Below are 23,218 nucleotides of genomic sequence, written 5' to 3' on the forward strand. Positions count from 1 at the left end.
CGTAATAAAAGTGCTTCTATAAAAACTGTTGACTTGAGGTGTGCGCGATGTTTCAGTCGTGTGACCGATCGAGGGAGGTGGCAGGTGGAACTGGCCGAGGCTGTAGCTGCCTTCCTGGCGACAAAACCTGATTCCGGCGACCCCGGCGCGCCTGTCGCGGTACGCCGCACCGCCATCCACCACGGTTCGGATCAGCTGTTCGACATGTTCGGGGCGGCCGTGGCGCCGGTCGGTGTCACCGACCACGTCCTCGACCGGCCCGGCGGCGGCATTCGGGTCCGGGTCTACCGGCCGGCGACGACCCGAGCGCTTCCCCTGTACGTCTTCCTGCACGGCGGTGGTTTCTGGCTCGGGTCCGTCGAAGAGAAGGTCAACGAAGCCCTGTGCCACGACCGCAGTGGCCGCGCGCAGTGTGTGGTCGTCGCGGTCGATTACCGGCTGGCGCCCGAGCACCCGTTCCCCGTACCGCTGGAGGACTGCTTCGCCGGGTTGAGCTGGGCGGTCGAGCACGCCGCCGAGCTCGGTGCGGATCCCGAGCGGGTCGCCATCGGTGGCATCTCCGCGGGGGCAACTCTGGCTGCCGCGGTCACCCTGCTGGCCCGGACCCGCGGTGGGCCGCGGATCGACCTCCAGCTGCTGGAAGTCCCGCCGCTGGACCTGACGCTGGACACCATGGTCAGCTCCGGGATCGGTGACGACTACGGCATCACGGTCGACGACATGCGGCTGTGCGCCGATCTCTATCTCGGTGCCGGGCCGGACCGCCGCGATCCGCTGGTGTCACCCCTGCATGCGGCCGACCTCACCGGTCTGCCGCCGGCACGGATCCAGAGCGCCGAGCACGACCCGCTACGCCTGGACGGCGAGCGGTACGCCCAACGGCTGCGCGAGGCCGGCGTACCCGTGTCGTTCGCCGTCTATCCCGGGGCGGTCCACGGCTCACTGGCCCTGACCGGCGCCTGGCCCCCCGCCGCGACCTGGCACCAGGACATCGTCGACGCCCTGTCCCGACTTCGAACCTCAGCTTGACCTCATCCGCCACCGAACCGAGGAGTGCCTGCCCATGACACGCGTTTCGACCGGCCGGCGTGCAGCCGGCCGTACCCGGCCCCTGTACGCGATCCTTGCTCTGTCCGGAACCCTCGTCGCGGCGGCGTGCAGTGCCCCCGGCGGGAGCTCCACCACGACCGCCAACAGTGCGCCGGCCTCCGTCACGACCACGTGCGGCACGGACCCGGTGACGCTGAAGGGCTACTTCGAGACGGGCTTCCCGCTGCCGAAGACCCTGGCCGACGAGTTCACCGCCCAGTTCCCGAACGTCAAGTTCGACATCCGCGAGGACCAGTTCGCGGTCATCACCCAGAACGCCCCGCGTGTGCTGTCCGACGACCCGCCGGACCTGATGCGCCTTCCGCAGGTGTCGGAGCTGGCCAAGGACAACCTGCTGCTGAACATGGACACCTACGCCAAGGCGTACGGCTGGGACAAGTGGCCGCCCTCGCAGCTCGAGCAGATGCGGTTCGGCAGCAACGGCGAACGCGGTGACGGCTCGCTGGTCGCGATGGGCCTGAACTTCAGCATGACCGGCATCTTCTACAACAAGAAGCTGGCCGCCCAGATCGGGATGACCGAGGCGCCCAAGACCCTGGCCGAGTTCGACACCGTGCTGCAGAAGGCCAAGGACGCCGGTCTGACCCCGATCAACCAGTTCAACGGCGGTGCCACCGGTGGCCTCGCGTTCCCGCTGCAGAACCTGATGGCGGCGTACGGCGAACCGGGCCCGATCAACGACTGGATCTTCAACAAGCAGGGCGCCACGATCGACACCCCGAGCAACCTGCAGGCCACTCAGCACCTCGAGAAGTGGATCAAGTCGGGGTATCTGGCGAAGGACATCAACTCGCAGGACTACGCGACGATGATGAGCCGCTTCATCGGTGGCAAGAGCCTGTTCATCTTCAGCGGCGACTGGGAGTCGGGCAACCTCGACAAGCAGATGGCCGGTAACGCCGGGTTCTTCCTCATGCCACCGGCGCAGGCCGGCGGCAAGCAGGCCGCGATGTCCGCACCGCTGACCTACGGCATCAGCGCGAAGTCGAAGAACGCCGACTGTGCCGCCTTCTTCCTCAACTGGGTGGCCACCGACCAGAAGGCCCGTGACATCGGCGTCAAGGTCGGCGGCTCGCACCCGATGGGTCCCGACAACGCCTACATGCCCGAGGTGGCCCAGGGCACCGTCACCGCGAGCACTCTGGCCGCCGGGGCGACCATCGGCAAGGACAACGGCGCCATGGACTTCATCGCCAACGCCACCGGTGCGATCTACGCCAAGAGCTGGACACCGCAGTTGCAGAAGCTGGTCGCCGGTCAGCAGACGCCGCAGGGCCTGCTGACCGCGGTCCAGAAGGATTACGAGAGTCAGGTCAAGGGCTGATTCGATGGCCCGTTCACTCGTCAGGGGGCGGCGCACCCGCCGCCGCCCCCGCTCGGCCTGGCTCGGCTGGCTCTTCGCCCTGCCCGCGGTGACCGTCTACCTCGTCTTTGTCATCCGGCCGCTGCTGCTCACCGTCCAGTACTCCTTCTACGACTGGAACGGCATCGGACCGGCCACCTGGGTCGGACTGGACAACTACGTCCGGCTGGTCACCGACTCCGAGCTGTTCGCCACGATCGTGCACGCGTTCGAGCTGATCCTGTTCTTCAGCTTCGTGCCGGTCCTGCTCGGACTGGCGGTCGCGGCGACCATCCGCCGCATCGCCCAGAGCCGGCTCGCGCTGGTCGCGCGTACGGTGCTGTTCCTGCCTCAGGTCATCCCGCTGGTGGCGGCCGGCATCATGTGGACCTGGCTGCTGTCGACCACCGGTCTGATCAATCAGCTGCTCACCGCCGTCGGCCTGGGCTCGCTGACCCGTGCCTGGCTCGGTGATTTCGACACGGCGCTGCCCGCGGTCGGGGTGATCGGCGCCTGGGTCCAGATCGGCCTGTGCACCCTGCTGCTGCTGGCCGGCATGAGCAAGATCGACAACTCCCTGTACGAGGCGGCCCGGCTCGACGGCGCCGGCCCGGTACGGGAATTCCGGTCCATCACGCTGCCGAGCCTGCGCCAGGAGATCGGCGTCTGCCTGACCGTCACGATCATCTCCGCCCTGGCCAGCTTCGACATCATCTACGTCTCGACCCAGGGCGGGCCCGGCAACGCCACCATGGTGCCCGGCCTCGAGATCTACTACCTGGCCTTCGCGGAGCGGGAGATCGGCATGGCATCGGCCCTGGCCGTCGCCCTGACCGTCCTGGTCCTGCTCTGCGTCCTGCCCCTCCAACGGATCACCAGGGACGGCACCCGATGATCGTCACCCGCCGTGAGACCCTGATCGGGCGGGCGCTGCTCGTCCTGCTGATGGTGCTGACCGTGCTGCCGTTCATCAGTCTGTTCGTCACCGCCCTGCACCCCTCGGGGACCTATCCGGACGGGCTCTCGTGGCCCAGCAACCCGCAATGGGGCAACTTCGCCGACGCTTTCAGCGCCGCGAACATGGACCGGCTGCTGGTGTCCAGCGCCCTGATCGTGCTCGGCGTCGTGCCCCTGTCGGTGCTGTTCGGGACGATGGCCGGTTTTGCCTTCGGCCATCTGCGGATGCCCGGCCACCGGATCGGCTTCCTGGTCTTCGTCCTGGGGCTGACCCTGCCCTTCGAAGGCCTGATCACACCGTTGTACTACCAGGTGCGTGACCTGGGTCTGCTGAACACCCGATGGGCCATCATCCTGCCGCTGATCGGCCTGTTCATGCCGTTCTCGGTGCTGTGGATGCGGGCGCACTTCGTGAACATGCCCGACGAGCTGTCGGAAGCCGCCCGCATCGACGGGGCCTCCACCTGGCAGCTGTTCTGGCGGGTCCACCTCCCGCTGGCCAAACCGGCGCTGTCGTCGCTGGCCATCCTGCTGTTCCTGTGGACCTGGAACCAGTTCCTGCTGGCCATCGTGCTGGTCGACGACCCGGCAAAACGGACCATGGCCGGTGCGCTCGGCGCGTTCCAGGGCCAGTGGGGCACCGACATCCCGCTGCTGTGCGCCGGCTCGCTGCTCATCCTGGCGCCGACCCTGATCATCTTCCTGATCTTCCAACGCCGGTTCGTCGCCGCTCTGTTGCAGGGCTCCCTCAAGGGATGACAACCAGCCCGCCCCCGAGACACGTGGAGACCGGCGTGAACGCGCTCACCGACCCTGACCGCCGGCAGTTCCTGCGCTACACCCGTACCGAACGCTGGCCGATGCTGGAGCGCCACCCGATCGCCGGGACCGTCCACCGCGACCTGCTCGCGGGAATGCTGGCCATCTCCCGGGAGCAGGTGGCCCGAGGCCTCGAGGCCCTGCAGACCGAGGCGAGCCGGGCGGTGACCGACCTGCTCGGGGACACCCGCGCCCGCGCAGCGATCCAGGGCTTGCCGTTCAGCGCCGGGGACCGGGTCGTGGCGGTCGGCGACTCGATCACCGCGGACCGGCTGGGATGGTTCGAGACGCTGACAGCAGCGGCCGGTCCGGCCGGCCTCGATCAGATCAGCCTGATCAACCTGGGTCTGAGCGGGAACACGACCGCCGACGTGCTGGAGCGCTTCGACCTGCTCGAAGCGGCCCGGCCCACCCGGGTGCTGATGATGCTCGGGACCAACGACGCACGCCGGCACGGCCGGAGAACCGGTCACCGGATGGTCACCGGCGAGGAGACCGAACGCAACTTGCGTGTCCTGACCGGGCTCGTCACCGGCGACCTCGAGGCCGAACTGACCCTGATCACCCCACCGCCGGTCGACGGTCCGGTCAGCGCCGCCTACTTCGCCGGCCTGCCCCTGACCTGGGACGCCGAAGCGGTCGCGGACATCGCCGCCGCGGTGCGCTCGATCGACCCCGGATGTGTCGATCTGTACGCCGAGATGGAGTCCCACGGGCTCGAGGGTCTGCTGGAGAGCGACGGGGTCCACCCGACACCGGCCGGCCAGCAGTTCATCCTGTCTGCCGTCCTGCGTCACCTGACCACCGTTCGCCCGGCCTCCGAAGCCGGAGCCGCGGTGTCGTAGCGGCTTTCAGCGGCCGTCGAGGCGCTCACGGATCAGCTCGGCGATGCGCTCCAGCGAAGTGCTGAGCTGGCGTTGCTGTGCCGCACCGAGCGGATCGAACACCAACTGCCTGACCTGCTCCACGTGTGCCGGCGCACTGTCCTCGACCTTGCGCAGACCGGCGTCGGTCAGGATCGCGAGGGTGTACCGCCCGTTGTCCGGGTCGGGGCACCGCGTGACCCATCCCTGCCGCTCGAAACGGACCATCAGCTTGGACAGCCGCGGCAGGGTGCTGTCGCACTGTGTGGCCAGATCGCTGAGCCGCATCGTGCGTTTCTCGACCATGGACAGCCGGGCCATCACGCTGTACTCGAAATTCGAGATGCCCTCGTCGCGCTGCAGCTGACGGTCCAGCAGCATGGGCAGCCCCACCACCACGGTGCGCAGGTCCTGCCAGAGCTTCTGCTGCTCGTCGTCGAGCCACCGAGGGGAACTGGTCACATCAGCACCCTACTCGACCATCCCGCTTGACTTGCCCAGGCAAGTCATAAACACTTCCTCTGAGTTGCCTAGGCAAGTGCGGAAGCGGCGATGACATGAGGAGAGCGCGATGAAGGCCATTCGATACCACGAGTTCGGCAGCACCGAGGTCCTGCGTCAGGAGGAGGTGGACCAGCCGGTTCCGGGTGCCGGCGAGGTGCTGGTGAAGGTGGCGGCCACCTCGTTCAACCCCGTCGACGACCACATCCGGCTGGGTGTCCTCGCCGAGATGATCCCCACTGCGCTGCCGATCACGCCCGGCCTCGACATCTCCGGCACCGTCGCCGAGCTCGGCGACGGCGTCAACGGACTGCAGGTCGGCGACCCGGTCATCGCCATGTTCCCGCTCGACCAGCACGGCGGGGCCGCCGAGTACGCGGTGGTGGCGGCCGGCCTGGTCACCGCCGCTCCGCGCAGCATCACCCTGACCGACGCCGCTTCGCTGCCCCTGACCGGGCTGGCCGCTCGTCAAGCGGCGGTCGAGCTCGCCGGGATCAAGGCGGGACAGACCGTCCTGGTCAACGGGGCCGGTGGCGCGGTGGGGAGCCTCGTGGTCCAGCTCGCCGTCGAAGCCGGCGCGACGGTGACCGCCGTCGACGGTCCCCAGCACGCCGACCGGCTGACCGGTTACGGCGCGAAGGTCCTCGGCCCGCTGCACCTCGACGCCGGCCCGGCCGCCGTCGGTGGCCCCTTCGACGTGGTGGTCAACCATGTACGACTGGGCGCCGAGGATCTCGCCAAGCTCACCCCGTACGTGGCTGACGGGGGCATCGTCGTCAGCTCGGCCGGCCCGGTGCCGGGCGACGAGACACGCGCGGTCCGCACGGCAGGCGTGTGGGTCCGCCCCGATGGGTCCCACCTGGCCGAACTGGTCTCCCGCATCGACAGCGGCGTCCTCGAGCTGCACATCGCCGACCGCCGGCCCCTGGCCGAGCTGCAGGCCGTCCACCAGGACGCGGGCAACGGCAAGCTGCTCGGCAAGACGGTCATCGTGGTCGCCTGACAGCGATGACGTCGATCGAGCACCTCCAGCCGCGGTCCGCCTGACTCCGGCCGGAGGTGCTCGGGTGCCAGAATCTCCGCATGGCCGAGAAGCGCCCGCGTACGCGTGCCACCTATCACCATGGCGACTTGCGTGCTGCCCTCGTGGCGGCCGGCATCACCCTGGCCCGTGACGGCGGCCCGCAGGCCATCGTCCTGCGGGAGGTCGCCAGGATCGTGGGTGTCGCGCCCAACTCGGCGTACGGCCACTTCGCCACCTTGACCGCGCTCAAGGAGGCGGTGGCGCAGCGGGCGCTCGGCGACATGGCCGAGGCCATGAGTGCGCACCTCGATGTCGTGGACGCGGAAGCGCCGGACGATCCCCAGGAGGCCGCGAAGACCTACCTCATCGAGGTCGGCCGCGCCTACATCCACTTCGCTCTGGCCGAGCCGGGACTGTTCCGCACCGCGATGGGCGGCGATCCGACCGGCAGTTACATCCCGGGGGCGCCCGACGGCCAGGAGGCCGACGATCAAGGTCGTTCCAAACCCGACGCCCTCCTGGTACGCGCACTCGACCGTCTGGTGGCCGCGGGTTGTCTGCGTCCGGGCGACACCGCCCGGGCGACGATGTCGAGCTGGGCCGCCGTGCACGGCCTGTCCATCCTGTTCCTCGACCTGCTGCCGCACCTGACCGCCGAACAGCAGGAAGCGGCCATCGACGACACCTTGGGTGTCAACCTGACCGGCGTCACCGCACCCGCTTTCGTCCGCAGCTAGCGCGTTCCCGGGCCATTTCTCTTGTTGAAGCCTGCGCCCGTCGAGCGGGTGACGGCGGGCGTGAAGATGGTGTCGACGATCTCGATGATGTCCGCGTCCGGGACGGCTCGGGCGGTCATGAGCAGCTGGTGCCGGAAGAGGTCGACAGGCAGCTGGACGATCCGATCGGTCAGCTGGGCCGGGTCGACCTCGCCGCGCTGGACGGCTCGGCCGACGATCTGCTCCATCGCTGTCTCCTGGCCGATGGCTAGAGAGGCCCGAAGGTCTTCCATGCTGGTGCCGGTGGCCCGGTAGAGATCGCCCAGCTGGGCGATCAGCGCCGTCGCGATGCCGACCCGGTGTTCGTTGACCTGCCGGAGCAGCGTGATCACGTCGTCCCGCAAGTTTCCGGTGTCCGGTACGGCGAGCGGGTCTCGCCCGATGGCGTGCCGGAACGCCGCTCGCGCGAGTTCGGCCTTGCTCGGCCAGCGGCGGTAGACGACGGGTTTGCTGGTGCCGGCCCGGGCCGCGACGTCGTCGAAATTGAGAGCTTCGTAGCCGCGCTCCGAGATTTCCGCCCAGGCTGCATCGAGCAGCGCCTGCTCCAGGGCGGCACCCCGCCTACGCCGGAACGGTGTGCTCTGCGTCACTGAGTCCTGCCTTCTTGCTGTGCCTGTCGCATGATGGTGTCACAGGAATAAGATACAAAAAGTTTCTTAGAGGGCGTAGTCCCTGACTAGAGAAAGCAGGCCGTCATGCGTGTCCTCATCTCCGGCGCCGGTATGGCCGGTCTCAGTGCCGGCATCACCCTCGGTGCGCTCGGAAACCACGTCACCATCGTCGAACGCGCCGGCCATCTGCGAGTCAACGGATCGCCCATCGACATCCGCGGCGACGCGCTCGGGATCGCCGGCCGGATGGGAATTCTCGACGGGATTCGCCGGCACCAGGTCACCATGACCGCCCGGACCCGGTTCGTCGACGCGGACGGGAACGTCGTCGCTGAGCTTCCGGCCGACGAGGTCGGCGACTCCGGGGACGACATCGAGATCCCCCGTGAGGACCTCGCCCACGTCCTGCACGCCGCACTGGACCCGGCGACCTCGTTGATCTTCGGCGAGTCCATCGAGGAGCTTCACGACGCTGGTGACGACGTCGCCGTCACCTTCCGCTCCGGCCGTGAAGACCGCTTCGACCTGGTCGTCGGGGCCGACGGCATGCATTCGCTGACCCGCCGGCTGGTCTTCGGCCCGGAACGCGACTACCTCCGGCACCTCGGGTTCTACATCGCCCTGACGAACCTGCCCGCCGAACACGACGGCGACCCCGGCAACCCGATTCTGAACTGGCCCGGTCACATGATCGGTATCACCCGCTACCGCGACGTCGCTCTCGGCGTTCTGAACTTCCGGTCCGGCTGGATCGACTACGACTACCACGATCTCGAGGCGCAGAAGCGGATCCTGCTGGACGCGTTCGCCGGCCACGACGAATGGCAGGTGCCGGGCATTCTCGACGCGGTCCGCGACGACCCTGAGCTGTACTTCGACTCGGTCAGCCAGATCCACATGCCGGTCTGGCACCGGGGCCGGGTCGTGCTGCTCGGCGATGCCGCCCACTGCGCCTCCGGCCTGTCCGGGCGCGGTACCTCGCTCGCTGTCACCGGCGCCTGGTTCCTCGCCGAGGCTCTGCGCACCCACCCGGCGGACCTCGCGGCGGCTTCCCGTGACTACGAGAACAACCAGCGGCCGTACGTCGAGCGTGCGCAGGCCACCGCCGGACCCGGCGGTGATCTCGTGGTGCCCGCCACCCAGGAAGAACTCGACGCCCGCAACGCGCGCCTGCGTGCAATGGCCGGCCACAGCCGCCCGGGCCGGTAACGGCACCGGGGGAGGACCGGTAGCGGCGGGTAGCGGCCGCATCGACGATTTGCGGTGGCCAAGGACTTCCCGTACGGCCATTGACACAGGATCCTAGGACGCTTTACCGGTGGTGTCGTGTCAGTCATCGGTGAACGGAAGTGGCGCAGCGGTTCCGGCCAGATCCAGGAAACGTCCGCGGCGGGAATTGTCTGCTCGTAGGTTGAGGGCGGCGCCATCGACAGGCGTATGACACAGGTTCCTGGAGAGGCGCGGCCATGAAGCTCGGCGGGGCGTTCGACAACCAGTCGTTGCGGACAAAAATCGGTGCGGTGGTGCTGACGGCGACGATCAGCGGACTGGTCGTCGGAGCGGTCGCGATCACCACGGTCCAGGATCTGAACGACAAGGGCGCTGCCGCGCAGCGCCAGACGCTTGCGGTGCAGGCGGCAGCCGGGGCGTTCGGTAAGAACATCGAGGCCTTCAGCGGGAACATCTCTTCGCTGCAGCTCTATCCGAGCCTCAAGGACCGGATCAACCAGTCGCTGGCCGGCAACAAGCAGGCCATCACCGACGCGTTGAGCGTGCTGAGCACCAATCTGGCGCAGGAGAGCGGCGGAGCTCAGGCGGTCGCCAAGGCGCAGCAGGACTGGAACGCTTACCTCGCCTTCAACGGCGGCTCGTCCACCTCGACCACGCCGTTGACCGCCGCTCAGCTCGCCGAGGCCGTCAAGCAGTACGACGCCCTGTACAACGCTCTGGGTACCGACGAGAACACTCTGCAGGCCAGCGCGAAGGCCATGTCGGAGGCCAACATCACCGAATCGGCTGAGCGGGCACGAGAAGCGACGGTGACCATCGCGATCGTTCTCGCCGCCGGGGTGCTGCTGAGCATCTTGCTGGGATTCCGGGTGGCGAACCGGCTCCGCGGTGCGCTGACGGGTGTGTCCCGCCTGGCGGATGGGCTCGCCGAGGGGGACCTGACGCGCGTGTCGGGGGTCGGCGGCCGCGACGAGGTCGGCCGGATGGCGGCGTCGCTGGACGGTGCGATCAGCCGGTTGCGGGCGGACGTCGTCCAGCTGGCCGGGAACTCCAGCACGCTCAGCGACGCGGCCGAGCAGCTCACCACCGTCTCCGGCACGGTCGACGCGGCCGCCGCTGACGCCGCTGCACAGGCCGGTTCGGTCGCGTCGGCCGCGGACGTCGTGTCGAACAACCTGCAGGTGGTGTCCACCGGCTCGGAGGAGATGGGGTCCTCGATCCGCGACATCAGCGTCTCCACCACGGAGGCGTCCGCGGTGGCCGCGCAGGCGGTCGAGGTCGCCACCGCGACGAACGCGATCGTCGCCCGGCTGGGGGAGTCCTCGGCCGAGATCGCCACCGTCATCAAGGTGATCACCTCGATCGCCGAGCAGACCAACCTGCTGGCCCTGAACGCCACCATCGAGGCGGCCCGGGCCGGCGAACTGGGCAAGGGCTTCGCGGTCGTGGCCGGCGAGGTCAAGGACCTGGCCCAGGAGACCGCCAAGGCCACCGAGGACATCTCCCGGCGGGTACGGACGATCCAGACCGACACCGACGGCGCGGTCGTCGCGATCGGTGAGATCTCCGCGATCATCGAACGGATCAACGGCATCCAGCTCACCATCGCCTCGGCGGTCGAGGAGCAGACGGCCACCACGCAGGAGATGAACCGCACCCTGTCGGACGCGGCGGCCGGTGCGAGCGACATCGCGGTCACGATCACCGGTATGTCGGATGCGACCAGGCGGACCACGGACACCGTTTCCGCGACCCGGCACGCCGCCGGTGAGCTGGCCGTCACCGCCGGCCAGCTCAAGACGCTGGTGTCACGCTTCCACTTCTAGGATCTGGCCGGTTGCGGCCATCGATGCCCCTCACTGCTCCGTGGCACGTCCAATGTGCTGCAGGTCCGGATCGTCCACCGATCCGGCACATGCCACGGAGGGACAATCGATGCATGTTCGCCCGGCGTACCGGCGGTCGTTGACCGCCGCCTTCCTCGCCGCTCTGCTCGCCGTCAACACCGGTCAGCTTCCAGCCCGAGCCGCTCCCGCGCCGCTGCCCACGACCCAGGCTCCGGGCCACGCCCCGCGGGCGGACGAGCCGGGGCCGGTCAACACCACTCCGAACATCGGCGGCGCACCCGGCAGCGCCCGCTGGACGCCGGCGGTCACCGCTGCCAGTACGACCGCGAGCTCGGGGGTACGTCCCGCCGCCGGTGTCGCCAAGCCGGGCATCGGCATGCAGGAGTGGTACCCGGTCGAGTTGCGCCAGCTCGCCGACCGGCTGCAACTGCTGGTGAACACCGCCAACGGCAACGTCATGGTGCGCTACAACGATCTGAAGATCAGTGGGATCGGGTTCGGCACCGACCTGTCGCACGTCTACAACAACCTGTCCGAGGGATCCGGCTCGTTCGGCCGCGGCTGGACGATGTCGACCGGCAAGGACGTCGGTCTCGAGATCTCCAGCGACAAGATCGTCCTGCACGGCCCGACCGCGTTCACCAGCACCTTCACCAAGAGCTCGAGCGGTACGTACAAGGCCGGCAGTGGCATCAACGCCGCGCTGACCAAGAAGTCCGACGGGCAGTACGAGCTGAAGTGGGACGACTCCGAGGACGTCTGGACGTTCCACTCCAACGGCTCGCTGCGCGAGATGAAGAACAACAACGATCTCGAGATCAAGCTCAACTACGACTCCGCGTACGACGACCGGCTCGCCGCGATCTACGACCCCAACGGGCGGGTCACCACGATGAGCGAGTACGACTCGGCGAACCGCATCGTGCGGATGACCGACTGGACCGGCGGTGTGCACGGCCCGTTCGCGTACGACTCCTCCGGCAACCTGACGAACTTCCCGGACCGGCTCGGCAACCAGATCCGCTTCGGGTACGACAGCAGCGGCAACCTGACGTCGATCGTCGACCCGCGCGGCAGCACCTACACCCTGGAGTACGACTCGTCGCGGCGCGTCAAGAAGATCAGTGAGCCGACCGGCAGCACCCCCGCGGTGACCGAGTTCGGCTACCCGGAGTCCCGGAAGACGACCGAGAAGGATCCGCGCGGCAACACCTCGACGTACAAGTTCGACAGCGACGGCCGGCAGACCAAGGCGACCGACCCGCTGGGTCACGAGCAGGACAAGGAGTGGACCGCCAACAGCGACGTCGCTTCCACCACCAACGGCCTCGGCGCAAGCGTCACGTACGGCTTCGACGGCGCCAACAACCCGACCAGCGCCAAGCTGCCCACCGGGGCGAAGTCGGTGGCCGGTTACACCGACGCCACCCATCCCGCGTTCCCGACGTCGATGACCGACCCGCAGGGCAAGGAGGTCAAGCACACCTACGGCGCGAACGGTGACCTGCTGTCGGTCGAGTCGCAGGAGGGCGAGCGGGAGAAGTACGACTTCGACCACAACTCGCGCGGCCAGGTGACCAGGATGGAGGACCCGGAAGGGTTCATCACCACCTACCAGTACGACGGCGCGGGCCGGCTGACCACCGAGTTCCCGCCCGGCGCGCTGCAGGAGCGCGGATTCACCTACGACGACCGGGACCGGATCGTCGAGACCCGCGACGGCAACGACCAGAAGATCCATTACCGGTACGACGCGCTGGACCGGCTGATCGAGATCCAGCGGGTGGACGGCACCACGTACGTGCCGATCCAGCACAACACCTACGACGCCAACGGCAATCTCAAGAGCCGCTCCCACGCGGACACCTTCGTGGAGTTCGTCTACAACCCGCGCAACCAGGTGACCGAGGCCCGCAACACCCGGTCCGGGGTGCGGTACAACGTCTACTACCGCTACGACTTGAACAACAACCTGACCGACATCGAGGACGACGGCGGCCGCGTCAAGTACGAGTACGACAAGGCCAATCGCCTCGAGTACCAGTCCGGTCCGAAGTCGGGCATGTGGGCCGAGTTCGAGTACGACGACGCGGACCGCCGCACGGACACCCGTTTCGCCAGCGAATTCAAGATCAAAGCCGACTACGACGACTCCGGCCGGCAGACGTCGCTGGTCGCTACCCGGCCGGACGGCAGCAAGCCGATCGACCGGTCGTACAAGTGGGACGACGCCGACGGTGACACCTCACTGATGCAGTCGGAGAAGCGCGAGGGCGGCACCACGATCAACTACGAGTACGACGACCGCAACCGCCTGACCAAGGCCGGCTCGCACACCTACGACATGGACAAGGCGTCCAACCTCGAAGCCGCCGAGGGCCGCACCTTCACGATCAACTCGGCTGGCCAGGTCGCGACGTCGGCCGGGGTCACCTACACCCACGACGGCAACGGCAACCTCACCACGGGCACGGCCGGGGAGTTGACCGCTGCCTACAGCCCGACCAACCAGCTCACCTCGCTGGCGACCAAGAACGCCGAGACGATCGGGATCACGTACGACACCACCGACCAGACCCAGCGCGCGGTGATCCGTACCGGGACCCGCGAGCAGGTGCTCACCAACACCGCGATCGGCGTGACCGGCGTGACCACCAACGGCGCCCGCTCCCTCTTCGTCCGCGACTCCGGCGGCGGCCTGATCGGCCAGTTCACCGAGGCCGGCGAGCCGCTGTACGCGGTCACCGACTACCAGGGCTCGACGCTGCTGCTGGTCGACGCCAACCACGCCGAGGCGGCGAAGTACACCTACAAGCCGTACGGCACGACCGAGAAGACCGGCCGTGCCGCTGCCGGGAACCCGTTCCGCTGGAACGGCCACTGGCAGCTCGACGACGCCCACGGCACCTACCTGGTCGGCCATCGCCAGCACGACCCGAAACTGGCCCGCTGGACCCAGCCCGACCCGTCCGGCCAGGAACTCAACCGTTACACCTACGGCGCGGCCAACCCCGTCACCAACACCGACCCGACCGGTCTGGCCACGTCGGCCGGCATCGAGATCTGCATCGCAGTGTGCCTGGGGGCCGGGTGGTCCTGGGACGACTACGGCAACCACGGTCTGTACACCAGCAACGGCTTCGGCCTCGGCATCGGCATTCCGGTTCAGGCAACGGATCAGGAGGGACCACTGCAGACAGGGCAGACCACCAACGCCAGTTGCAGTGCCGGACCGTTCGGCACATCGGTGTCCGAGGACGCACAGGGCAACGAAACCTGGGGGACCGCCGAACAGGGGGGCATCGGCTGTAGTTTCGGGACTCAATACCAGTGGTGAGACCTGAGCTGGGCCCGGCCTGCATGGGCCGGGCCCGGTTCGGTTACACCAGGTCGAAGGACTCCCACGGGCCGATCGCGGTGCGGTTCGCGATCAGTGCGCTTGTGCCGGCGTTGTCGGCGCACACGTAGCGGTCGTTGGCGGCGCTGCGGAAGCTGGTGCTGCCGTCGGGGTTGCGGACCTGGGTGAACTTCTCCCAGCCGCCGATGGTGTCACGGTCCGCCGTCAGCGCCGCCGCGCCCGCCTGGTCCGCGCAGACGTACTTGCCGGTGACCGACGAGCGGAGCGCCACCTGGCCGTTGCCGGCGTCGACGATCGTGTAGCGCTCCGAGGCGGTGGACAGGGAGGCGAGCAGGGGTGAGCCGCCGACGAACTTGCCGTTGGCGCGGGATTTCAGGCCAACCGTGGTGGGGACCGGCGTGGTGCTCACGACCGGTGCAGTCGGCCGGGTCGCGGTCAACGACAGCTGGCCCTTGAGCATCCGGCCGCCGTCGCCGGTGAGGCGCAGGTAGTAGTCGGCCGAGCACTTCGTGCCGTCCTCGTCGAGGGCCAAGAACTTCGAGCCGACCGGTACGAACGCGGGGCTCTCGGCCGTTTTGGCGATCTGGTTGCCCTCGTTGAACTCGTCGAACATCGAGATGTAGATCGCCGGTGCGCCCGCCCGGATCACGTTGTAGAACTGCCGCCACATGAAGTCGCCGTGGGCACGCTGGCGTTCCTGCAGGTCGCCGGGCAGCACGCAGGGCTGGTAGGCGATGCCGCGGGCCTCGCACTCGCGGACGTCGGGCACGGTGACGTTGGTGTAGAACCAGTCCGAGCCGGCCGCGTCGCCGATCCGGCCGACCATCCACGGTGAGATCATGTCGAAGGCGCGGTAGACGTCGGCGAACCCGGCCCGCGAGTCCTCGGTGCCGGTCCTCCAGTGCGTCGGCGTCCCGCCCATGACGTAGACGCCTTGCGCCTTGAACCAGGTGACGACGTCGAGGCAGACGGCTGCGCTCCACGGGTGGTTGTCGTCGGCGAACCCGAAGCCCCAGATGCCGACGACCGGCCGGCCGTTCTGCTTCGCGTACGCCGGGGAGGCCGCGTACGCCTTAATCTTGGTCGTCCAGTCGTCCTTGATCTGCTGCTGCATGTCAGTCCAGCCGCTGACGTCGTACATGATGTAGAACTGGCGACCGAAGGCCTCGGCCGCGTTGCGGACCTTGACCGTGACGGCGTCGCGGATCGGGCCCTCGCCACCCACCGGGTTGAAGCGTTGCAGCGCGACGGTGTCCAGGTCGTTCTCGCGCATCCACCGGAAGTGCGTGTCGACGGTCTGCTGGTCGTAGGACGAGAAGAGCGACGCAGGCTGGCCGTTGGCCAGGTTCTGGTATCCGGTCCGGTAGACCCGGTCGAAATCGCGCACGTCGGGCCAGGATTTGAGCGCCTCGTTGGCCGGTGAGGGTGTCTCCTGCCAGTCCTGGCCGTAGTGCCACCAGCCGCTGAGCGGCGCGCCGTCGCCGGCGCCGGTGAACCAGCCCTGATAACCGACGGTGATCTTGCCGACGATGTCACCGGCCGGCAGCGCCGCGGCCGTGGTGGTGTCCGCGGCGAAGGCGTCCAGGGACACGCCGGCGGCCACGGCTGCGGTGCCGGCCACGGCCGTGCCGAGCAGGGTACGACGGGAGAGTTTCATGGCGGTGGCAGCTTTCCTCGGGGAGTCGTTTCGCCCGGATCGGGGGAGCTGGGGATGATCCGGACGGCCAGAGGTTAGTCAGCGTGAGCGGCCTGCACCAAAGACTTTAAATAAGATTAAGAAAAAGGGGTACGCCGAGCGCTTTGCAGGTTGCGGATGAGCTCGTCGCGGCTCTGCCCGTCGACCCGGACCGGGGAGCGCGCGTGGAACTGGATGTGCGTGAACGCCTTCGCCACCTTGGCGGTCGGCAGTTGCTCCTGACGCAGCTCGTGAATCGTCTTGAGCCCGGAGTCGACCTCGGGGTAGTTCCCGTCACGCCAGGCCATGTAGTTGTTGGTGTCCAGGACAACCTTGCCCGCGAGCGCCTCGACGGGCAGCTTGTCGCCGGGCGCGTACGGGAACGCGGTGACCACGAAGTCGGCTGCCGCCGCTGCGTCCGTGGCATGGGCGGCGCGCGCATGGGGACCCAGCTCGTCGATCAGGGCCGCGAGTGTCCCGGGTCCCCGCGAGTTGGCGATCACGACGTCGTAGCCTGCCGCGATCGCCGCACGGGCCAGTGTGCTTCCGGCCTGGCCGGCACCGAGAATGCCGATGGTGGTCATGCTGCACCCGGGCTCACCACGGCAGGGGGCCGGACTCGTCCTGGAAGGTGCCGGTCGGGCCGTCGGTGCCGAGGGTGGCCAGCCGAACGACGACTGCGGCGCTCTGCTCGACCGGCCGGCCGATCCCGAATGCGGCGGTCATGTCGGTGGCGGTGGTGCCCGGCTCGAGGGCGTTGAACTTGATGCCCGGCTGCGACTTGGCGTACTGCACCGTCAGCATGGTGGCCGCCGCTTTCGAGGCTGAGTACAGCGCGAGCGGCAGGCCGTACTCCGGCCGTTCGGGGTTGTTGACCGCCCAGAACGACCCGGCGCTGCTGGAGATGGTGACCACGTTGGCGTTCGAGGACTTGCGCAGCAGGGGCAGGGCCGCTTCGGTGACGCGGACCAGGCCGACCGCGTTCGTGTCGAAGGAGCGCAACGCAGCAGGGCCGTCGAGCGTGGTGGCCAGGACGCCGGCGTTGTGCACGAGGACGTCGAGACGGCCCTCGGCCGCGCCGATCGTCGACAGGGCGCTGCCGACCGAGGCGTCATCGGTCACGTCGAGCTGGACGAAGTTCGCTCCGAGCTCGGCGGCGGCCTTCTGCCCGCGTTCGGCGTCACGCGCGCCGATGTACACGGTGTGTCCCCGTGCCAGCAGCTGCTTGGCGGTCTCGTATCCGATGCCCTTGTTGGCTCCGGTGATCAGCGTGACGGTCACGACGCTCCTCGAGTTTTGTACCGATTGGTTGCGCCGACCGTAACACGGTTTTGTACTGATCGGTTAGGATCGGCGTATGAGTGCTGCAACGCCGACCACCGGACGACCGCGAGCCTTCGACGAGGACGCTGTTCTCGAGCGGGCCGCCGAGGTCTTCTGGCGGCGTGGTTACGAGGGCGCGTCGCTGACCGCGCTGACCAGTGCCATGGGCATCAACCGCCCGAGCCTGTACGCGACCTTCGGCAGCAAGGAGGAGCTGTTCAAGCGCGCCTTCAGCCGCTATCACGAGCGGCAGGTCGCCACCGCCCGCGCCGCGCTCGACCAGCCGAGTGCCTACGCGTCCATCGAGGCGTTCCTGCGGTCCAGCGCTGACGGTCTCACCGCCGAGGACCACCCGCCCGGCTGTTTCTCCATCCAGGGCGGCCTGGCCTGCGCGCCGGAGAACGCCCGCATCTCCGAGTCGCTGGCCGCCGGTCGCGCTGCCACCGAGGCTGCGCTGCGGGAGCGGCTGTCCCGCGCGGCCGCCGAGGGTGACCTCCCGGAGGGTGTCGACCCCGGTGCACTGGCTCGTTTTGTCATGGTGATCAGTGAGGGTCACGCCGTGCACGCCGCCGCCGGTGCCGCGCGCGCCGACCTCCACGCTTCCGTCGACATCGCGATGCGCGCCCTGGGGACAGCTGTTTCTTGAAGATCGTCTGACCTGAGTGATCTGAATCACGTGTAGCGGTCGGTCCTGTTCTGCACATGTGCAGCCGGACGCGACGACGTGACCACGATCCACAGGAGCAGCCGATGACAACAGCCACCCTCGACCAGGCGCCGCTGCGAGGTGAGCCCGGCCTGGCGCCGACCCGCAAACCTCGGTTGTACGTGCTGGACGGGTTGCGGCTGGTGTGCGCGCTCGCGGTGGCCGGCTATCACTTCGGGGACTCGTGGCGGCTGGACGGGGTGCATCCGCCCGCGTACTTCCTGCCGGATGCGGCGCCGCTGCTGATCTACGGCTTCATGGGTGTCGAGGTCTTCTTCCTGATCAGCGGATTTGTCATCCTGATGAGCGGCTGGGGGCGCACCGTCCGTGACTTCGCCGCCTCCCGCGCCGCCCGGCTCTACCCCGCCTTCTGGGCCGGCGTGCTGATCACCGCCGTGGTCAGCGCGGTGCTGCCGATCAGTGGCGGCTTACCGTTCACGTCCCTGCCCACCGGCCCGGACGTGCTGCTCAACCTGACGATGCTGGCGGAACCGCTGAACCGGCCGATGGTCGACCCGGTGTACTGGACGCTCTGGACCGAGTTCCGGTTCTACCTGATCGTCGCGTGCCTGCTGGCGGCCGGCGTCACCGACCGCCGTATGAAGGTCTTCGGCGCGGTGTGGCTGGCCGCCGCGGTGCTCATGCCCGCCTTCCCGGGAGCGCTGCTCGACGAGGTCGTCATGGCGGAGTTCGCCCCGTACTTCATCGCGGGCATGGTGATGTACCTGCTGCGCCGCAACCGTTCCGACCGCTGGTTGTGGGCGCTACTGGCCGCATGCTGGCTGGTCAGCCTGCATCATGTCCATGTGCGGGCCCTGGATCTCAAGCCCGGCTTCGCGGTCCCCGCCTGGCCGGCGCCGGTCCTGCTCACCCTCGTGTACGCGGTCCTGCTCGCCATCGCGCTGGGCGTCACCGACAGGGTCAACTGGCGCTGGCTGGGCACCGCGGGTGCGCTCACGTACCCGTTCTACCTGATACATCAACGGGTCGGGTACAGCCTCATCCGCACCATGCACACCAGGACCGATCTGCCCGCGCCCGTGCTGATCGGGGGAGCTGTACTCGTCCTGCTGGTCGCAGCCTGGCTCGTCCACCGCTGGGTCGAGCGCCCACTCGCGCCACTCGTCCGCGCTTTTGTCCAGGGCCGCCGAGGTCGACCGGCCGGCGTGAGTTCGAGGCAATCATGAACCGGGAAGCGGAGGACACCTTCCGCGATCTCTTCCAGGCGGTGTACGACGACCTGCTGTGTTTTGTCGAGCGCCGGTCCGGTCCGGCGGTGGCCGAAGACGTCGTGTCCGAGACGTTCCTGGTCGCCTGGCGCCGCCTGCACGACGTGCCGGACTCCCTCGACGGGGCCCGCGCCTGGCTGTTCACCGTCGCCCACAACTTGCTGCGCAACCGGCAGCGCAGCGAGCAACGCCAGCAGAACGTCGCCCTGCGCATCCTGCGGCAGCCTGAGGGCCCGGCAGCCGGCGACGCCGACGCTGTGGCCGCCCACGTCGACCTGACCCGGGCGTGGCAGCGCCTGTCCCCGGCCGATCAGGAGGCGCTCGCCCTCACCGCGATCGAGGACCTCACCGGGCCGCAGGCCGCGCACGTGCTCGGCATCACCCGGACGGCGTTCAGCCTGCGTCTGCTGCGGGCCCGCCGCAACCTGCGCCGGCACCTGCGCCACCAGCCGGCCCCTTCACCCGCAATCAGCCGTACCGCATCACACGGAGGCCCCGCATGACCAACGACGACCTCGACCACGCCATCCGTTCGGCCGCGGGCCCGGTTCCCCACCGTGCCGGGCAGGCTCACGCCCAGGAACTGCTCGAGCGCATCGTGCGTACCGATCGGGAGCCGGACGCCGCACCACGCGCCCGGCGCCGCCTGGTGTTCGCGGGCGCGGCCGCGGCGCTCACCGCCGCGGGTGCCGTGGTCGCCGGCCTGGTCGCCGGCGGACCGGCGTACGCGTCCTGGACTCCCGATCCGGGCCCGATCCCAGCCGCCGAGGCCCGCGACATCGTGTCCAAATGTCTGCCGGCGACGGAGGCGGGTGCCGCACGAGTGGTCATCGGCGAGACCCGCGGTGACTACGCCTACCTGAACGCTGTGTCGCCGGAGGGAAGCCGGACCTGCTTCCGCGACCACAACGGGAAAGTGAGCGAGACCAGCATCCTCACCGTGCTGACCGGCACCGAACAGCTGGGGACTTCCGGAGTCGAGCTCTACGCGTGGCCTCAGCTGCGCACCGACGAGGGGTACATCCGCCTCATGGCCGGACACCTCGGCTCCCGGATCACCGGCGTCGACATCACCGTGCGGGCGGACGACGGCAGTTCCTCCCGCACGGCGCGCGCCACCGTCGAAAACGGCTACTTCGCCGCCTGGTACCCCGAAGGCAAGGACGAGTCGAGCAGCAACACCACCACGCTGACCCTTCACCTCGCCGACGGAGGCACCGTCAAAGACCTGTCCGCCAGTGAACTGTACGAACATCCCAAGCTCGACTAGGTTCGGGTCCTCTCAACCGGTCAGTGGTGGCCGGCGAGCAGCCGGCGGGCGGCTAGCTGGATGTCCCGGCTGAAGTAGGCGACGTCGGTGTAGTTGGGCCTCGGCTCCTCGCCGATGTCCCAGTCGCAGTCCGAGCCGGAGCTGACGATGCCGATCTGCTCCCAGGTGCCGTTGGGAAGACGGTGCATGGCCGGCCCTCCGGAGTCGCCGCCGCAGTGGCTCTTCTGGTCCACCGACTTCCCGCAGATCATTGCCCGCGGGTACTCGGGGTGATCGGCCCACCAGGGGTCGTCGAAACACTGCTCGTCCGGCAGGTACGGCAGCTCGACCTTGCGCAGGAACCGCTCCTGGGGTGCTTCCCACTTCTGCCTGCCCCAGCCGACAACGGTGAACTTCTCCAACTGCCGCGGCTTGGCGGCGAGCCGTAGGGTCGGCAGCTTGAGGGGCTTCTCCAGCTTGATCACCGCCCAGTCCGGTCCGTCCCACCACGCCGTCCCGCCGATGATCGCGGTGGACCGGGTGACGGTCCGTCGCGGGTCCTCGAGGTCGACGCTTCCGGAGACGACGGTGAAGCTGTCGCCCGGCTGCTCATCCACGCAATGCTGGGCGGTGAGCACCAGTTGCGGGTGAATGAGGCTGCCGCCACAGCCGGCCGGTTCGACCCGGACGGCCCACGGGAACTCACCGGGAGCGGCCGTCTCACCACCGCTGATGGCGGCTGCCGGAGCGGCCATACCCAGCACAGCAGCGATCGCCACCCCGGCGGTTAGAAGTCGTTTGAAGCGCATCAGCATCCTTTGTAGAGGCTCGGGTGTACCTAGCCTTGACGGCACTGGTGCGCGCTTTGTGGCCTACCGGGTCGATTTTTCGTCAACGCTGGCTTTCGCCACGGCGTCGACTGTGGTCTGGTGTGCCTGGCCGAGGGTGGCGGTCGACTCGTCGACGAGGGCGGTAAGGCGCTCGACCTCGGCGTCGGTCAGCTGGGCGGCGACCTCGTTCGCTGCGATGTTGGCGCGGAGGTGGTCGGGGTTGGAGGTGCCGGGGATGACGACCATGGCGGGGGACCGGCGCAACAACCACGCCAGTGCCACCTGTGCCGGCGTCGCCTCGAGACGCTGTGCGGGGGCGGTCAGGGCTTCGAGGCTGGTGAGCCGTCCCGAGGCGAGGGGGAAGTAGGGGACGAACATGATGCCCTGCGTCTCGCAGTCGGTGAGGACCTGGACGCCGCTGCGGTCGAGGAGGTTGAAGCGGTTCTGCACGGCGGCGATCGGTGTCATCTTCTGCGCGCGGGCCAGCATTTCCGGAGATGCGCCGGACAGCCCGATGCGCCGGATGAGCCCCTGATCCCGCAATTCGACGAGCACACCGAGCGCGTCCTCCATCGGCACGTCACCGCCGGTGCCCGGGGTGTCGCCGGCGAGTCGCAGGTAGGTCAGCTCGCTCACGTCCGTACCCAGGTCCTCGAGGGCCTCGTGCACCTGCTGCCGGACGGTGTCGGGGTGGTCGGTGATGAGCCACGAGCGGTCGTCGCCGCGTCCGGCGCCCACCTTGTTGCCGACGATCACGCCTTCGGGGAAGGGGTGCAGTGCTTGCCCGATCAGCTGGTTGACGGTGCGAGGCCCGTACGCGTTTGCGGTGTCGAAGAACGTCACGCCCAGCTCGACGGCGAGGCGCAGCACCCGCCGTGCGGCCTCGGGGTCGTCCGGGTGTCCCCACACGCCCGGCCCTGCCAGTTGCATGGCTCCGTAGCCGATTCGATTCATGTGTCCTGGCTCCTCGTATCAGTGATACGGCTCTGAGCGTATCGCTGTCCGTTCCAGTGATACACCGAATGCCGTAGCATCGCAACAGTGGACGATGAGAGCAGCAGGCGGCAGCAGATCCTCGAGGTGGCGGCCGAAATCCTGGAGCGCGACGGCATCCAGGCGGTGTCCACCCGCACGGTTGCCGCGGCGGCCGGCATCCGGGCCGCCTCGCTCTACCAGCTGTTCGGGGACAAGGACGGGCTGCTCGACGCGTTGGCCATCCAGGCCTTCGAGCGGTATCTGGCCGGCAAGGACAGCCTGGAACGCAGCGCCGACCCGCTCGACGACCTGCGCCGGGGCTGGGACATGCACGTCGAGTTCGGTCTGCGTCATCCCGCGCTGTACGTGCTGATGTTCGGCACCGACCGCCCCGGCCGGCAGCCCCCGGCCGCGGCTGAGGCACATGACCGGCTGCTGTCGTTCCTGGTCCGGGTGGCCGACGCCGGCCGTCTGACGACTCCACCGGCCGTGGCGGCTCAGCTGGTTCAGGCGGCCGCCACCGGCATCACGTTGTCGTTGATCGCCTCTCCCGCCGGGCAGCGCGATCCGCAAGTGGCCACGAAGATGCGGGAGCTGATGGTCGCTTCGCTGACGACGGACTCACCGCCGCCCTCGGATCCGGGCCTGGCCACCCGTGCTCTGGCCCTCGACGCCGCCCTGAGCGGTGCCGATGACAAGGCTCTTCCGCTACGCGCCAGCGAGGTCGCTCTGCTGAGGGACTGGCTGAACGACCTGGCCGACTGAGCAGGGGAGGGAGCTCCGGTGCAGGACC

At 68.6% G+C, this 23,218-nt stretch carries 22 protein-coding genes; 15 read left to right on the forward strand and 7 right to left on the reverse strand.

Features of this window, described 5'->3' with window-relative positions; genetic code table 11:
* The first annotated feature begins 84 nt into the window (after positions 1-84).
* From AFR_RS13280 to AFR_RS13300, 5 genes are read left to right on the forward strand one after another with little or no spacing between them, the layout of a single operon-like run.
* Positions 85-1,029: an alpha/beta hydrolase gene (locus tag AFR_RS13280; RefSeq protein WP_023360982.1), complete on the forward strand. Its 945-nt coding sequence runs from the start codon at positions 85-87 to the stop codon at positions 1,027-1,029.
* Positions 1,030-1,063: 34 nt separating this feature from the next.
* Positions 1,064-2,434, forward strand: a complete 1,371-nt coding sequence (locus AFR_RS13285; protein WP_023360983.1) for an ABC transporter substrate-binding protein — start codon at positions 1,064-1,066, stop codon at positions 2,432-2,434.
* A gap of 4 nt (positions 2,435-2,438) precedes the next feature.
* Positions 2,439-3,347 (forward strand): carbohydrate ABC transporter permease, encoded by a 909-nt coding sequence (locus tag AFR_RS13290; RefSeq protein WP_023360984.1) that lies wholly within the window; start codon positions 2,439-2,441, stop codon positions 3,345-3,347.
* Complete coding sequence (locus tag AFR_RS13295) at positions 3,344-4,168, forward strand: carbohydrate ABC transporter permease (RefSeq protein ID WP_023360985.1); 825 nt, start codon at positions 3,344-3,346, stop codon at positions 4,166-4,168. The genes AFR_RS13290 and AFR_RS13295 overlap by 4 nt, the downstream gene beginning before the upstream one ends.
* A gap of 35 nt (positions 4,169-4,203) precedes the next feature.
* Entirely contained in the window at positions 4,204-5,073 is an 870-nt protein-coding gene (locus tag AFR_RS13300; RefSeq protein WP_148307950.1) for an SGNH/GDSL hydrolase family protein, read from the forward strand.
* Between the two features lie 6 nt (positions 5,074-5,079).
* Here the strand turns inward: AFR_RS13300 and AFR_RS13305 are convergent, their stop codons facing one another.
* Entirely contained in the window at positions 5,080-5,553 is a 474-nt protein-coding gene (locus AFR_RS13305; protein WP_023360987.1) for a MarR family winged helix-turn-helix transcriptional regulator, read from the reverse strand.
* Between the two features lie 109 nt (positions 5,554-5,662).
* Here AFR_RS13305 and AFR_RS13310 point away from each other — a divergent pair, with 109 nt between their 5' ends.
* On the forward strand, positions 5,663-6,595 hold the full coding sequence (locus AFR_RS13310) for an NADP-dependent oxidoreductase (protein WP_023360988.1): 933 nt from the start codon (positions 5,663-5,665) through the stop codon (positions 6,593-6,595).
* An 80-nt stretch (positions 6,596-6,675) separates the two neighbouring features.
* Positions 6,676-7,353 (forward strand): TetR/AcrR family transcriptional regulator, encoded by a 678-nt coding sequence (locus AFR_RS13315; protein WP_023360989.1) that lies wholly within the window; start codon positions 6,676-6,678, stop codon positions 7,351-7,353.
* Here the strand turns inward: AFR_RS13315 and AFR_RS13320 are convergent.
* A complete protein-coding gene (locus tag AFR_RS13320; protein WP_023360990.1) occupies positions 7,350-7,982 on the reverse strand; it encodes a TetR/AcrR family transcriptional regulator in 633 nt (210 codons plus the stop codon). The genes AFR_RS13315 and AFR_RS13320 overlap by 4 nt on opposite strands.
* Positions 7,983-8,087: 105 nt before the next feature.
* Between AFR_RS13320 and AFR_RS13325 the strand changes: the two genes are divergently transcribed.
* The 3 genes from AFR_RS13325 to AFR_RS13335 all read left to right on the forward strand — a co-directional run bounded on the left by AFR_RS13325 (position 8,088) and on the right by AFR_RS13335 (position 14,417).
* Positions 8,088-9,212 (forward strand): FAD-dependent monooxygenase, encoded by a 1,125-nt coding sequence (locus AFR_RS13325; protein WP_023360991.1) that lies wholly within the window; start codon positions 8,088-8,090, stop codon positions 9,210-9,212.
* Positions 9,213-9,469: 257 nt separating this feature from the next.
* Entirely contained in the window at positions 9,470-11,059 is a 1,590-nt protein-coding gene (locus tag AFR_RS13330) for a methyl-accepting chemotaxis protein (RefSeq protein ID WP_023360992.1), read from the forward strand.
* Positions 11,060-11,168: 109 nt separating this feature from the next.
* A complete protein-coding gene (locus tag AFR_RS13335) occupies positions 11,169-14,417 on the forward strand; it encodes an RHS repeat-associated core domain-containing protein (protein ID WP_023360993.1) in 3,249 nt (1,082 codons plus the stop codon).
* A 43-nt stretch (positions 14,418-14,460) separates the two neighbouring features.
* Here the strand turns inward: AFR_RS13335 and AFR_RS13340 are convergent, their stop codons facing one another.
* From AFR_RS13340 to AFR_RS13350, 3 genes are all read right to left on the reverse strand, one after another.
* Positions 14,461-16,095: a hypothetical protein gene (locus AFR_RS13340; RefSeq protein WP_023360994.1), complete on the reverse strand. Its 1,635-nt coding sequence runs from the start codon at positions 16,093-16,095 to the stop codon at positions 14,461-14,463.
* A 116-nt stretch (positions 16,096-16,211) separates the two neighbouring features.
* The gene (locus AFR_RS13345) at positions 16,212-16,697 is read right to left on the reverse strand and encodes an NADPH-dependent F420 reductase (RefSeq protein WP_023360995.1); all 486 of its coding nucleotides are present in this window, start codon (positions 16,695-16,697) and stop codon (positions 16,212-16,214) included.
* Positions 16,698-16,710: 13 nt separating this feature from the next.
* Positions 16,711-17,394: an SDR family NAD(P)-dependent oxidoreductase gene (locus AFR_RS13350; RefSeq protein ID WP_023360996.1), complete on the reverse strand. Its 684-nt coding sequence runs from the start codon at positions 17,392-17,394 to the stop codon at positions 16,711-16,713.
* Between the two features lie 76 nt (positions 17,395-17,470).
* Between AFR_RS13350 and AFR_RS13355 the strand changes: the two genes are divergently transcribed.
* The 4 genes from AFR_RS13355 to AFR_RS13370 all read left to right on the forward strand — a co-directional run bounded on the left by AFR_RS13355 (position 17,471) and on the right by AFR_RS13370 (position 20,641).
* Positions 17,471-18,082 carry a TetR/AcrR family transcriptional regulator gene (locus AFR_RS13355; protein ID WP_023360997.1) on the forward strand — a complete coding sequence of 204 codons (612 nt, stop codon included), beginning with the start codon at positions 17,471-17,473 and terminating at the stop codon, positions 18,080-18,082.
* Positions 18,083-18,186: 104 nt separating this feature from the next.
* On the forward strand, positions 18,187-19,329 hold the full coding sequence (locus tag AFR_RS13360; protein ID WP_023360998.1) for an acyltransferase family protein: 1,143 nt from the start codon (positions 18,187-18,189) through the stop codon (positions 19,327-19,329).
* Entirely contained in the window at positions 19,326-19,874 is a 549-nt protein-coding gene (locus AFR_RS13365) for an RNA polymerase sigma factor (protein ID WP_023360999.1), read from the forward strand. Before AFR_RS13360 ends, AFR_RS13365 begins: the two co-directional genes overlap by 4 nt.
* Positions 19,871-20,641 (forward strand): hypothetical protein, encoded by a 771-nt coding sequence (locus AFR_RS13370; protein ID WP_023361000.1) that lies wholly within the window; start codon positions 19,871-19,873, stop codon positions 20,639-20,641. The genes AFR_RS13365 and AFR_RS13370 overlap by 4 nt, the downstream gene beginning before the upstream one ends.
* A gap of 20 nt (positions 20,642-20,661) precedes the next feature.
* Here AFR_RS13370 and AFR_RS13375 read toward each other — a convergent pair whose 3' ends face one another.
* Positions 20,662-21,429, reverse strand: a complete 768-nt coding sequence (locus AFR_RS13375; RefSeq protein ID WP_158510535.1) for a S1 family peptidase — start codon at positions 21,427-21,429, stop codon at positions 20,662-20,664.
* A gap of 63 nt (positions 21,430-21,492) precedes the next feature.
* Positions 21,493-22,404 carry an aldo/keto reductase gene (locus AFR_RS13380; RefSeq protein WP_023361002.1) on the reverse strand — a complete coding sequence of 304 codons (912 nt, stop codon included), beginning with the start codon at positions 22,402-22,404 and terminating at the stop codon, positions 21,493-21,495.
* Between the two features lie 87 nt (positions 22,405-22,491).
* Between AFR_RS13380 and AFR_RS13385 the strand changes: the two genes are divergently transcribed.
* Entirely contained in the window at positions 22,492-23,190 is a 699-nt protein-coding gene (locus tag AFR_RS13385; protein WP_023361003.1) for a TetR/AcrR family transcriptional regulator, read from the forward strand.
* Positions 23,191-23,218 lie beyond the last annotated feature (28 nt).

The sequence above is a fragment of the Amorphoplanes friuliensis DSM 7358 genome (genome assembly GCF_000494755.1).
Taxonomy (GTDB): domain Bacteria; phylum Actinomycetota; class Actinomycetes; order Mycobacteriales; family Micromonosporaceae; genus Actinoplanes; species Actinoplanes friuliensis.